11 protein-coding genes and 2 pseudogenes are annotated in these 13085 nt (G+C 43.1%); 1 reads left to right on the plus strand and 12 read right to left on the minus strand.

Annotation, left to right across the window (positions count from 1 at the left end; genetic code table 11):
• Positions 1 to 85: 85 nt before the first annotated feature.
• The 7 genes and pseudogenes from ACG95_RS06765 to ACG95_RS06790 form a co-directional block, all read right to left on the minus strand.
• Positions 86 to 940 carry an alpha/beta hydrolase gene (locus ACG95_RS06765; protein ID WP_047999802.1) on the minus strand — a complete coding sequence of 285 codons (855 nt, stop codon included), beginning with the start codon at positions 938 to 940 and terminating at the stop codon, positions 86 to 88.
• A gap of 139 nt (positions 941 to 1079) precedes the next feature.
• Positions 1080 to 2492, minus strand: a pseudogene (locus tag ACG95_RS06770) (FAD-dependent oxidoreductase).
• Between the two features lie 239 nt (positions 2493 to 2731).
• A pseudogene (locus ACG95_RS14755) lies at positions 2732 to 2827 on the minus strand (DNA-binding response regulator); the annotation flags it as partial.
• Between the two features lie 258 nt (positions 2828 to 3085).
• The gene (locus ACG95_RS06775; protein WP_047999803.1) at positions 3086 to 4123 is read right to left on the minus strand and encodes a zinc-dependent alcohol dehydrogenase family protein; all 1038 of its coding nucleotides are present in this window, start codon (positions 4121 to 4123) and stop codon (positions 3086 to 3088) included.
• Between the two features lie 79 nt (positions 4124 to 4202).
• A complete protein-coding gene (locus ACG95_RS06780; RefSeq protein ID WP_053072717.1) occupies positions 4203 to 4709 on the minus strand; it encodes a flavodoxin family protein in 507 nt (168 codons plus the stop codon).
• 28 nt (positions 4710 to 4737) lie between these two features.
• Entirely contained in the window at positions 4738 to 5343 is a 606-nt protein-coding gene (locus tag ACG95_RS06785; RefSeq protein ID WP_047999804.1) for an NAD(P)H-binding protein, read from the minus strand.
• 322 nt (positions 5344 to 5665) lie between these two features.
• Positions 5666 to 6619: an alpha/beta hydrolase gene (locus tag ACG95_RS06790; protein ID WP_047999805.1), complete on the minus strand. Its 954-nt coding sequence runs from the start codon at positions 6617 to 6619 to the stop codon at positions 5666 to 5668.
• 126 nt (positions 6620 to 6745) lie between these two features.
• On the opposite strand from ACG95_RS06790, the gene ACG95_RS06795 reads away from it, so the two are divergent.
• On the plus strand, positions 6746 to 7180 hold the full coding sequence (locus ACG95_RS06795) for a MarR family winged helix-turn-helix transcriptional regulator (protein ID WP_047999806.1): 435 nt from the start codon (positions 6746 to 6748) through the stop codon (positions 7178 to 7180).
• 99 nt (positions 7181 to 7279) lie between these two features.
• On the opposite strand, the gene ACG95_RS06800 is transcribed toward ACG95_RS06795, so the two are convergent.
• From ACG95_RS06800 to ACG95_RS06820, 5 genes are all read right to left on the minus strand, one after another.
• On the minus strand, positions 7280 to 8731 hold the full coding sequence (locus ACG95_RS06800; RefSeq protein ID WP_047999807.1) for a catalase: 1452 nt from the start codon (positions 8729 to 8731) through the stop codon (positions 7280 to 7282).
• Between the two features lie 294 nt (positions 8732 to 9025).
• Positions 9026 to 9799, minus strand: coding sequence for an HAD-IIB family hydrolase (locus ACG95_RS06805; protein ID WP_237756471.1), 774 nt, complete (start codon positions 9797 to 9799; stop codon positions 9026 to 9028).
• Between the two features lie 271 nt (positions 9800 to 10070).
• Positions 10071 to 11135, minus strand: coding sequence for a hypothetical protein (locus ACG95_RS06810; RefSeq protein WP_047999809.1), 1065 nt, complete (start codon positions 11133 to 11135; stop codon positions 10071 to 10073).
• Positions 11123 to 12190: a hypothetical protein gene (locus ACG95_RS06815; protein WP_053072719.1), complete on the minus strand. Its 1068-nt coding sequence runs from the start codon at positions 12188 to 12190 to the stop codon at positions 11123 to 11125. Before ACG95_RS06815 ends, ACG95_RS06810 begins: the two co-directional genes overlap by 13 nt.
• A complete protein-coding gene (locus ACG95_RS06820) occupies positions 12191 to 13084 on the minus strand; it encodes an ATP-binding cassette domain-containing protein (RefSeq protein ID WP_047999810.1) in 894 nt (297 codons plus the stop codon).
• Position 13085 lies beyond the last annotated feature (1 nt).

The following is a 13085-nucleotide window of genomic DNA, read 5'->3' on the forward strand; positions in this document are numbered from 1 at the left end:
TACTTGTCTAACAATTATGGGGCACTTCATCACTTACGGATTTTTTATTTTTATTTTTATTTTTTTAAATGGACATTATATAAGATTACTTTCCCCATAAGAACTTGATCAAAGTACGATCCACCTGAGGGTTGCTGTGCAATTTACTGTGACGAGCATTGTGGCCCGTAAACTGTTTTTCAGTATAGCTACGAGCACGGCCCGCAACTAAGTACTTCAACGCAAGTGATGAAACATTCGGAACGGTCCCGTCAGTGTGACCACCAATATTGCCGTATAGGTTTAGTACGCGGACCTGCTGATCAGGTAATAACTGCCGCAACTGGGTCATCTGTCGATAAGTTGCGTTCATCTTGTTGGGCTTACCCGCAGCATTTAACTTTAACCCAGCTGGTTGTTGAATACTAGCTGGAACACCTTTAAAATCTAAACCGGCAAAATGCCCCGCAATATCGACCTGTTTACGTAATTTCGGTAATTGCTTATTCTGGCTGTTCTGTAATGAATAGTAGATCAGTGAAATATTACCCAGAGAATGGCCTACCATATTAAACGATTTAATATCATAACGCTGCTGTAAAGCAACCACCACATTTTTAGCCCACTCACCATGCTTGGCAAAATCTAATTCACGATTATTCGCATAGTTAACTTCTACAATTGGGTTAATAGCACCCTTTTTAAACGTTCCGACCAATTTGACATGACCATTTTTACTAACCATCGCACGTATAACCGACGTTGTCACACCAGCTTTTTCAGCAGCAGTCACCATATGTGTTTCAGCGTGATAACTACTACCACCACCGTGAAAGAACAACGTCGGTGTGGTTGATTGCACGTACCGTTGGTGTGACTGTAGTCGTGTGCAACCACTGATACTTAATCCTAATAATACTAATACCCCTAAAAGTAGACTACCCCGTACCCATTTTTTCATTTACTCAACATCCCCATTAATTTAATTATCTTTATTGTACTGGGTTAGTGTTACTAGAAGGCAAGTGATTTGTTTGAAAAAAAATCAAAAACATCAAAAAACGTCCAGAACTTTTCTGTTCTGAACGCCTGTCTATGATCTAATCCTTAACAGAATGGACCGTTGATTGCCAATTTCCAGTAGCCGTCACTCGTGGTGTTTGGTTACCTAATTGGTATTCTTGTTCGACAGCTTGCTGACCGGCCAAGTTCAAATAATTAAATGGTTCATTAAAATTAGGCTAGAAAAACATATCAACATAAGCTAAATCGTCGATCGTATTACCATTTTGAATCATCACTGAAATCGTGTTAGCCGCCTGAGCAATATCGTGTTCACTCCAGAACTGAGCACCTAGAATCTGCCGGTTATCGTAACGATAAACTAATTCAATCGTCACCTTGGCCGTAGTTGGCATGTATGACGGTCGCCAATCACCAACGTAAATGGCCCGGCGAATTGGCAACTTATCCTTCATCGCTGCATCGTAAGTCAGTCCGGTAGTCGCCAATGTATAATCGAACAACTTCATCGCTGAAGTCGCTTGCGTTCCCATGTATGGTTGGATATTACCAAAAACATTAATCCCAGCTAACGCCCCTTGCCGCAATGCGTTAGTTGCTAACGGTGTGTATGCCGGTTGCCCCGTTGGATTGAAGTTAACCACACAAGCATCGCCAGCCGCATAGATCTGTGGGTTTGAAGTTTGAACATAATCATTAATAATCAATGCACCGTGTCGATCCATCTCAACCTGACCGCGCAATAATTCCGTATTCGGTACGAAACCAGTACAGACGATTGCCAAATCAACGACGTAATCATCTTGAACAGTTTCAATTTGTAATCGGCCATCATCACTGCTCGTAAAACCAGTGACTCGTTCATTTAAGTGCACATCAACGTGATGCTCACGTAGCAGGCCCACCGCCTTGGTCGACATTTCAGTACTGATATAATTATTGAGAATCTGGTCATGCGACTGAAATAACGTCACGGGCTGCTCCATACTAGCGTAACTTTCCGCAAATTCAGTCCCCATATAACCAGCGCCAATCACAGCGACGTGTTGTTTTTCCCCAAGTGAACGGTACAGTTGCTTCGCCTGCTCATAATTCTTACATAGCAACACCTTGGCATGGTCAATCCCCATTATCGGCGGTACAACCACTGAAGAACCAGTTGCCATGATTAATTTATCATACCGATCAATAAAAACCCGACCAGTCTGCATATCAACGACTTGCATCGTCTGTTGCTCACTATCAATTCGTAGGACATTATGCTGAGTCTTCAACTGAGCCCCCAACTTTACCAAGTCAGCTGGTGCAGCGTAAAACATCTCTTCTAAATGTTTGATAACCCCAGTCAGATAGAGATAAATACCACTTGAAACGAATGAAATATTATTATTACGCTCATAAATGGTGACTTCCGTTTCTGGATGCCGAGTTAAAATCTGACGAGCCGCCGCTGTGCCAGCGTGCGTACTACCAACAATGATCACTTTCATACGTGCCACTTCCACTCCTTCAGACTTATTGCTATTTAGTTTCTCCGTTCAACCATTACCACTATTCATCTATTATAACGTGCTTTAGCTTATTTGTACATAAGTCTGATTTGTGTGATTCAAACGAATCAGCAAGCGTGATATTAATATATTAATTAAACTGTATTTATCATAGTTATATCAGTGTTTTAAACTGATGGCGTCAGGCTTTCACTATATAATTGAGCACTAAAACAGTTTCACAGCCACTGGTTATTCTTAGCTACTTTAATCGCTTCTAGGCGATTGTGAACCCCCAGCTTACTGAAGATTGCTGACAAGTAATTACGAGTCGTTTCACTGTCATATTGATATTCGTTAAAACAGGCTGTTCCCCATACTTAAACGCAACGTGGTGTGCTACTATCAATGCTGTCATTCTAATCACGTCCCCTTTACTTGATAAACCTAGTTTAACAAGCTATTGGCGTACTCAGTAGTCCCTTTTGTCATGACTTCGATATGACAAATGTCATGTTTTAAAAAAAGGTAGTCAACGTTAGCTTACTAACATTGACTACCTTTTACATACTATGTTCTATAGTTAATTTTATTTATTCGCTAATAACCAATAATGACTTAATCGCTTCACGTTGGTCCATTGCTTCATACGCCTGTTGAACGTGATCTAAGTCAAATCGTTGGGTAAAGACTTTTCCCGGGGGAATCTCACCCTTCAAAACAGCATCCAACAAGATTTCACGGTCATACGTCGTAACCGAAGCGATCCCGCCGCGTAAACCAATATTACGCCAGAATAAGTTATTGGTGTTCATCTCAGCTTTTTGAGGAACACCGACTCGACCGACAATAGCACCGGGACGGCCAACTTTAATCGCCGTATCAACGGACTGCTCAGTCCCAACACAATCCAACACGGCATCGGCACCAGCACCGTCCGTCAATGCCATTACACCGTCAACTGCCGCGTCACCACGTTCAGCCACAATATCAGTTGCACCAAAAGCTTTCGCCATCCGTTGGCGATCTTCGTGACGACTCATCGCAATAATCCGTTTAGCACCACGTAATTTAGCCGCGATTACCCCACAGAGTCCAACGGCGCCGTCACCCATGACAACTACCGTATCTCCGGGTTTAACTTCTGCCGTAGCAGCTGCATGGTAACCGGTTGCCATCACGTCAGATAAGGTCAATAGATCATTGAGCTGATCATCGGTGTAGTCCGCTGGTTTTCCGGGGATCTTAACTAAGGCCCAGTCAGCGTTAGTGAAACGTAAATATTCACCTTGGTAACCAACGACTTCATCGTCGTGGGCATTGATACAGTTACCGTCAAAGCCAGCTAAACAAGCCGCACAATGGCCACAACCATGTGTAAAGGGAGCAACGACAAAGTCACCTGGTTTAACGTTAGTTACTTGATCACCAACTGATTCAACGACCCCGATTGCTTCATGTCCCACGGCAGAAGGCTGACGTTTAGAAATCCCACGATACCACCAGAGATCTGAACCGCAAACACAAGCCCGGACAATCTTGATGACGGCATCCGTTGGTTTTGTAATCTGCGCTTTTGGCACCTCACGTGCTTCTACTTTACCAGGTTCAACAAAGACTGCTGTTTTCATAATTAAATTCCTCCTGAAATTAATATTGCTATTCTTTAATCATCATAATTAACTAACCTGAATAGTACATAGATCCAGGTTAACTCAGACCTATTTCAGCATACCAAGCTTCAATACTAGTCTGCAATTTTTGCGTTTGAGATAATAACTGTCTAGTTGCTTCTAGGCCAGATTCAACGCTAACCTCTGGAACCAAGTTTTTAAAATCCACTTCATAATCACCAGCCGTGCCCATATCTGTAAAGAACGGGGCGATGGACCCTTGAAAATCATGCAAGTCCCTCAAAAACGTCCGAACAGGCGTCGCAACTTGTCCACCCCAGACCGGCCCACCAACAAGAACCTTCTGGTAGTCAGTCAACGTTGGCAAAGCGTTCGTCAGTTTCGGTAACTGACCACTAGCCATTTGCTGTTTAGCCGTATCCGAAGTCGCATACATATCAGTCGAAAAAGTGTCCGCAGCGACGGTCAACTCAACTATGTCCGCTGGCACCCGTTTAGCGGTCAATTCGGCAGCCAGTGCCTGTGCCAAACGTTTGGTCGTTTGTGACCATGAATAATAAACAATTAATACTGCTTTTGTCACTCAAAATCATCCCTTAGTCTAATTTAACCTACTTACGATTGATTCCCAAACTATCACGTGAACCCATCTCAGGATCATGGGCTAAACGCATGACTAAGTCCGCAATACTGGTAACAGCAACATCATGACCACCAAAAGGTTCGCCCTTCTTAGTAATCTCGTAATCGAGGTCGCCACCATTATCAAACCAGCCCGGACGAATGACCGTATAGTTCAGGTCTGAACCTTCAACGACATCCGCAGCCTTGCGGTAAGCACTGAGCATGGAATTGTATTTCAAATTGCCCCTGTCACCAATCGAAGCTGGAATTTCATTGTAGATTCCCATCGAAGTGATGAATAATAGTCGCTTGACCGTAGTCGTCCCCATGGCCGCAACCAAGGCTTCAGCCATTTGAGGTAAATCCCCGCTTAAGGCAGCGAAAACAACGTCCTGACCGGCCAATGCTTCCTTCAAAACTGCAGTGTCCGTTACACTACCAATCACAACGCGTTCACGGTTTTTATCAACACTACCGAGCCGATTAGTACTGCGTGCCATCAACGTTAAATCATCATTTGAGTTTGCCAATAAATATTGACGAGTGGCACTACCAACCGTTCCAGTAGCACCAATAATTAGAATTTTAGTCATAAGTTGAATTCCTCCAGATTTAAGTGCTGGCTAATTGATGAATCCAATTGGACCTAACACTAGTTTAACCCAGTAATCCGAGTTAGCCATTAATCACACTTCCAAGGATCATCTGCGTTGCTTGATCTCTACAAAACCTATTTTAAAACCTTGAAGTAACTTCAAGGCAAGCTTTTTTGATGATCTTTTCAATTAAATTTAAGTAGGACTACTCAGCTAAGACGAATTTTTCTACTATATATAATGTAGTCGCAGTCTAATCAGCATAAAAAACGCACCTCCCGATGAAGTTCGAGAAGTGCGTCTAGTGAGGTACTAATAATTATTGATGATTACGTTCCATAATCCAGCTAGTGGATAAAGTCATAGCGGCGCGGGTTGCATGCGTTTCATCTAAAGCATTGACCATCACAAAATCATGGATCATGCCTTGGAATTGGACTTGTGTCACTTCAACACCAGCTTCGCGTAACTTGTTGGCATAAGCTTCACCTTCGTCACGTAAGACATCCGCTTCACCGTTCAAAATCATGGCAGCTGGTAAACCCTTTAAGTCTTCTAGACTTGCGCGCAATGGTGAGGCCGTAATTTCTGCACGTTCGGCAGGATCAGTTGTATATTGATCCCAGAACCATTGCATCCCTTCCTTAGTCAAATAGTAGTCTTCAGCAAATTGATTATATGACGCTGTTTCAAAGTTAGCATCCGTAACCGGATAGTAGAGTAATTGTTGTTTAATTTCAATCCCATGACGTTGCTTAGTCATCAACGTCATAACGGTTGCCATGTTCCCACCGACTGAATCGCCAGCCACTGTTAAGCGGGTCACATCCAAGTTTTCGCTTTGCGCGATACTTGGTAACTGCTGTAAGACCGCGTAATTCTGTTCGATTGCCGTTGGATACTGTGCTTCTGGTGACAAACTGTATTCGGGGAAGATCACTACTGAATTGGTTCGTACTGCTAGTTCCCGAACTAACTTATCATGTGTCTGAGCACTACCAAATACCCAACCAGCACCATGAATATAGAAAATCACTGGCAACTGTGCATGGTTACCTGCTGGACGAATAATGCGGACGTTGATGGCACCCCATTTACTCGTTTCCATCAGCGTATCCTTAATATCAACGTTAGCTTTCTTAACTGGTGACGTTTGAACTTTTTCTAGTAAATCGCGGCCATCTTGTGGTTGTAATTCATAGATCCGTGGATGTGGCGCATTAGCAAGGCTAAAATCCTGAGCAGCTGATTCCAAAACAATCTTCTTTGACATAATAAGCACTCCGTTTCATATGTTATAATGATGGCAAGTAAGACGTGCACGACTTATTTGGTAAATTCATTATAGGACGTGCACGATCTAATTGTCAACACTTTATTTTGAAAGGATTCGATCACAATGGAAAAAGAGCCACTACGTCCCCTAGAAGATCACTTTTGTTTTTCAGTCTACAATACGTCCCACGCCATTCAACGTATCTACCAGCCGCAGTTAGCCGCACATGGGTTAACCTACCCGCAATATCTAGTGCTAGTGATTTTATACACGCAAGGTGATAGTACCGTCAAGGAATTAGGCGCACAGCTAAATCTTGGGACAGGTACAACAACACCCCTGCTAAAACGGATGGAAAAAGCCGATTTAGTACGACGTCAGCGTAACCCTAACGATGAGCGCAGTATCCTCATTGCGTTGACGGAACACGGTGAACAAGAACGGATTGCACTGAAGAACATGCCAGATTTATTAACCAACAAAGCCAGTTTGACTGATCAGCAGTGGGACCAACTGACTCTTTTGATTAACCAACTAATGACTGATCTGAATCAATAAACTAAGCCGTTTGTTTAACTAGCAATAGCTCAAATTAAAAGACCGAACTAAAATCGCAGCTGATTTTAGTTTGGTCTTTTGCTTGTCACTGATTAAATACTATTCATTAATAATTTTAGTAATATCCAAATTCAAGGCCTGTGCGACTCTTGTCCCGTAATCTTCATCCGCCGCATAAAATTGACAAATTTCAAGTTCTTTAACCCCAGGTAAGGTGACTTGTCCCAAGGCTCCCTTAATCGTTTCGATCAGCCGATCCTGTTCGGGTTTGGACATCAGGCGATAGAGATCACCTGCTTGGGTCGTGTTATCGACTTGATACGTATATGGTTGCGCTTGCGCTTTACCGTGAACCGCTACGGATTTAATGGCAGCATCAGGCACTTCTTTGGGACCATCAAGTGAATTAGGCTCATAATTAACATCCGCAGTTTGGCTAGCCTTCATGTACCCATCACGCTCATAATTATGCACCGGAGCAACTGGCCGGTTAACGGGTAAGTCTTCAAAGTTAGCACCTAAGCGATACCGCTGAGTATCCTTGTACGAAAATAGACGACCCTGTAATAATTTATCTGGCGATGCCTCAATGCCGGGTACTAAGTTAGCTGGCGACATCGCAACTTCTTCAACATCCGTGAAATTATTGGTTGGATTCTCATTCAACGTCATTTTTCCGACTTTGATCAACGGATAATCCTTGTGTGAGATAACTTTCGTGACATCAAAAATATCCCACTTATAAGATAACCCGGCCTCATAAGGAATAATCTGCACGTACAGTGTCCATGACGGATTATTGCCCTTCTCGATGGCATCATAGAGATCATCTTGCAAATAGTCGACGTTCTGAATCGTTGCTTTATCAGCAGCTTGGGCGGTCATATTCTTAACCCCTTGGTCAGCAATGAAATGATATTTAACCCAGAACTGCTCGCCTTGCTCGTTGACCCATTTAAACGTATGCGAACCATAACCGTTCATCGTCCGGTAAGAAGCTGGCAGACCCCGATCACCCATCAGATAAGTCACTTGATGCAGTGATTCTGGTGAATGTGCCCAGAAATCCCACTGCATATTTTGCGTCCGTCGGTTAGTCTTAGGATCGCGTTTTTGTGAATGAATAAAGTCTGGGAATTTTAATGGGTCCTTTACAAAGAAGACCGGGGTATTATTGCCGACAATATCGTAATTACCCGCCTGCGTGTAGAATTTCATGGCAAAACCGCGAACGTCACGAACCGTGTCTGGATAGCCTTTCTCCCCAGCTACTTGTGAAAATCGTAAAATCACAGGCGTGGTTTTACCAACACCATTGAACAAATCAGCCTTGGTATAGGCACTCATATCATTTTGTAATTCAAAATAACCCTTTGCACCGGCACCCTTAGCGTGAACGACCCGTTCTGGAATTCGTTCACGGTCAAAATGTGCTAGTTTTTCCAGTAAATCATAATCTTGCATCAATACCGGGCCACGAGCGCCCGCCGTCTGTGAATTTTCATTATTGGCCCACGGTTGACCCGCTGCCGTTGTTAGTTTATCAGTCATTACAATACTCCCTTTCTAGTCAATTGAATTTAAGTTTTGCACAATTTAAATGCTAGCACTCTAATTTCAATTACGCTAATATTTATTTATCCTCACAACAAAAACAGGCTTATCGACCAAGCATAATTTGTAAATTTTATTAATAAAATGATTTCCAAATAGTAAGCTTATTACTTTAATCGAACACCATAATTCGTTGATGAACCCTAAAAAAATAGCCCATGAAAGTGACTAACCTTCATGAACTATTCTGACTTCAACATAGCAGACAACAACTAACTCCTCAGCACTGTTTTAAATAAAACTTCGAATCCTATCCGCAACCGTTTTTGGCATACACTGCTGATCCATCTGTCTCCCTAACTCATTGAGTATCGGCTTACTAGTCACCCAAACACTTGTATCTGCATTGGCTAACATCTCAAGGTCATTCTGATCATTACCAAAAGCGACGTAATGATCAACACCCAAGTATTGAAGCGTCGTCCATTTATTAACTCCCTTAGCAGTCAGATCCAGATTTCCTTCAGTTGTATGTTGAATAACAGCCAATTCGGTATTTCGTTTGAGATGGTCACTTAACCGGACAATCTGCTCTGATGATAAATCTAATAAAATAATTTTAATAATATTAGTTAATGTTGTCATCAGCACACGGTTGGCTAACTTTCCCGGGTCTAATTGTTTCAAAATCTGATGATTCGCTGGCACAGCAGCCGCATAATCCCACTGACCATCAATCACGTAACTTAAAGCTTCCGATTCGATGAGCTGTTTAACCACCGCACTATCATGATCAGTAATTGGCCTAACAGACTTCACTTGTTGTTTATTAGCGATCAGTGCACCATTCGCACCAATCAAAGTACAATCTTTAAACGCTGGAATAATCGGTAACAAATCGCGAATTGGTCGTGCAGAAGCAAAAATCACACGATTCCCCGCCCGTTGTAACGTCACAATCGCTGCACTAATCTCTGGCGCAATCGTCTGACCATTAAAACTGATGGTGCCGTCAATATCAAATACAAAGTTCATCGTCATCCCCCATAGTGTCATTAAAGTCATTTCATTTTCATCTTACATTGTGAGCCATTCAATTGCTAGCAACTTATAAAAATCTCATCAGAATCTAAATCCAGATTTATTTTCATCCACGCTGTTACTAGCTCAAAACACTTATAAAAAAACCGACCCAGAAATATCTAGGTCGGTCAAATAATGATTTAATGTCCGCGATGTTTCGCCAACCGCTTAGCTTGCCGCGTTTGATACAACTGCTCACGATGAGCTTGGCGTGCCGTTTATTATTTAAAAATTAGATACTCAACATTCTAAGCTAACGCAACTGTCGCGTTAATGACCAAAGACGTTCACTCCACTTAGGCCGATAGATCCATATAGCCAAGCCAATCAGCGCTAATATCCAAATTAGACCGTATCCTAATACCAGTGCATCCGTTGCTAATAGGTTGACACCGACATTGCCCATCAGCAGGGTCACCGCCAAACTAATCACTACCAACATCGGTAATCGCCAACTCGAAATAATAATTGGTTGACCGGTTCGCTCACCCGTCTGCCGCTTGCTTAAAAAGTAACCTAATACGGTGCAACTCACTGTTAGTACTACCAGCAAGCTGAGTTCCCATTGACCATGGCTAGTCACATATTTATACACTTGGGACAAATGACGAACCAAAGGCAAAGTAGTCGGCTCATTTTGTGCATCATTGATACAGGCGTTAACCAGTAGGAATACAACAACAGCATTAGTCGTAATCAGCATGATTACCGCTGCAAACGTCATACATAGTAACATCGATAGCAGATCCGTCACCAGTTTGAGTAACCATGCCATCATGCTGAAATGACTAAAATATTGCACTGGAATCGTCAGCCAGAGTGTTCCTAGCGTTAGTCCCATTGTGAGTATACCCGCTAGCAGAAGTGCGCCACCATATAGTAGCCACGTCGCTTGGAAAATCGTTTGCCGCTGATGCCCCATACTCTGAAGCCATTCGTTGAGATGTCGGTAACGTGGATAACTAATCATAATAATTCCAATCAATAAGCTAAGTACCAGCAAGTAAAAGTTATTTTCCTCGTCATAGTCACCGTGCGCATTATACGATAATCCTTTATTATTTGTCCGATAAACCTGTAAGCGATCCTGTAAATAGGCTTGTTTAGAACTCACACGCTGATTACCCTCATCAACGTAATATTGTTTTTGTCGATTATAAGTGACACGTTCCGTAACCATCGTACGGTTGTCATCTGCTTTGTGCCAGTTGTGACTAATTCGGCTTCCCGCAAGCACCCCAATCAAACTGAAGACTAAAACAATGCCAATTAATATTGGCGCCTGCTGCCGCCACACTAGTCGCATCAATCGTTGCATAGCACTTGCCCCCTTATTTGCTGGCACCGAAACAACCAGTACCCAGCAAAACATAGTAATGTCAGTAGCATACCGCTGTATTCATACCAGGGAATAGCGGACTGCCAGAACGGTGCAATCATCATATCCCCAACTACGGTACCAATCCCAATACTTGCTAAAATACCAAAAACTACTACTGATAATAATCCTTGCGGCGTTACCTCAGCCGACCATTTTATCAAGGTTAGCCAAGTTAATGCAAGTAATACCACTAAACCGATGGCAGCTAGACCACTTGCCACACCGCAATGCTCATATAGCCACACATCACTTGTCTTCTTAACTCCAAACGGTTGTAACCAGAAGTTAGTGCGCGTTAACATTCCAAAACCCCAGCGCCACGTTAGGAAACCAACTAAGCCTGCTAACCAGAAATGATCAGTTACATTACCAATCAGCCATCCTAGCGCTGCCACACAACCACTAGTCAGTATGATAGCAATATTGCTACCCATCAACGGTCCAACTGACAAATAGAGTTGATATTTTTGGGGAATCACAGCCACAATCCATAAGTAATGTAGCAATTGGCTTAACGCTGCTGTCCCCATGATAGCGCCCAGTAGACTCAACTGAGCACACCAAACCTGCCAACGTGTCACACCTAGGCTCAATAAAAATGCGAGCCGATGAGTTCGTCGCTCCCAAAAGGCAATCACCAATCCCGCTAAAAGTGCAAGTACGTAGTAGTAATGATTCGGTTCAAATCCCGTAACAGGAATGTGACCATCAGTGTTTTTAAATTCATTCTCTTCAAAGAACTGTTCAATATGATCATAGTAAGCTCGCTCACTGGCCGCTGGCTTCCCATGAATTCTATAGGTTTCTGGGTGACGACGATAATCGGCAGCGTTCAATCGATAACCAATATCCAAGTCGGCACGTCCGGCTTGCCAACCGCGAGTTGAACTCACTGCTGTCCCCATCCCGACCAGCAGAATCCCCGCCATAAGCAGTTGCATCCACGTCCAATTCTGGCGCCACCATAGTCGAGCCAATGTCTTATTTGTCATTTACTCACCTACCATCACGGCTTGGTAGTCACCCAACTTAACTCGGAAGACATCCGTCACTGTAATTGGCTGATCAGCCATCATAACTGGTTCAGCTGCCTGCAACGCTGTTTCAATCGTTGGCGTGTAGTCAGCAAAATAAACTTCCAGTACGCGACCATAGACCTTAATGAGTTGCCCATTTTCCTTAACAATCGCTGGTACTGCTTTTTGTGGGAAAACCAGCTGGAATTTACGGGCTGTCACTCGCAGCTGTTCCAAATCATAGTTAGCGATCAACTGATGATTCTTCAAAAAGAGGATCTGATCACACAGACCGTCCAGCTCATCCAATTTATGCGACGAAATTAAGAAACTGGCCTGCCTACTCGTCATCTCATCAACAATCCGGGTCACGATCCGCTCACGCACCAAGACATCCAACCCATCAAAGGGTTCGTCCAAAATAATGTATGGTGTCTGACTCGCTAAAGCCAATAAAATTTGGAACAACATCCGCTGACCCTTGGATAATTGCTGATAATGGCTGGTAACAGCTAATTGTTCTTCGGCCAGCAATCGCAACATGCGTTGACTATCAAAATGGTCATAGCTGAGTGCGTAAGTTTTGATCAGATGGCTTAATGTTTGGTAATTAAAAAAATTATTTTGTGTATCAATGTAAAACAAGCGCCGCCGCACTGCTGGTTTCTGTGCAACGTCTGCCCCGTCAATCACTAATGTCCCATGATCTGCTAAGTAGTGTGCAGCCATTGTTCGAAAAAGGGTCGTTTTCCCCGCGCCGTTACGACCGACAAGCCCAATAATTCGTCCCGGTTGCCAATCAAACGTCACATTTTCGATAATTAACTGCTGATTAATGCTTTTACTTAACCCACTCACTTTAATCCCCATG

The sequence above is a fragment of the Lactiplantibacillus herbarum genome (genome assembly GCF_001039045.1).
GTDB lineage: Bacteria > Bacillota > Bacilli > Lactobacillales > Lactobacillaceae > Lactiplantibacillus > Lactiplantibacillus herbarum.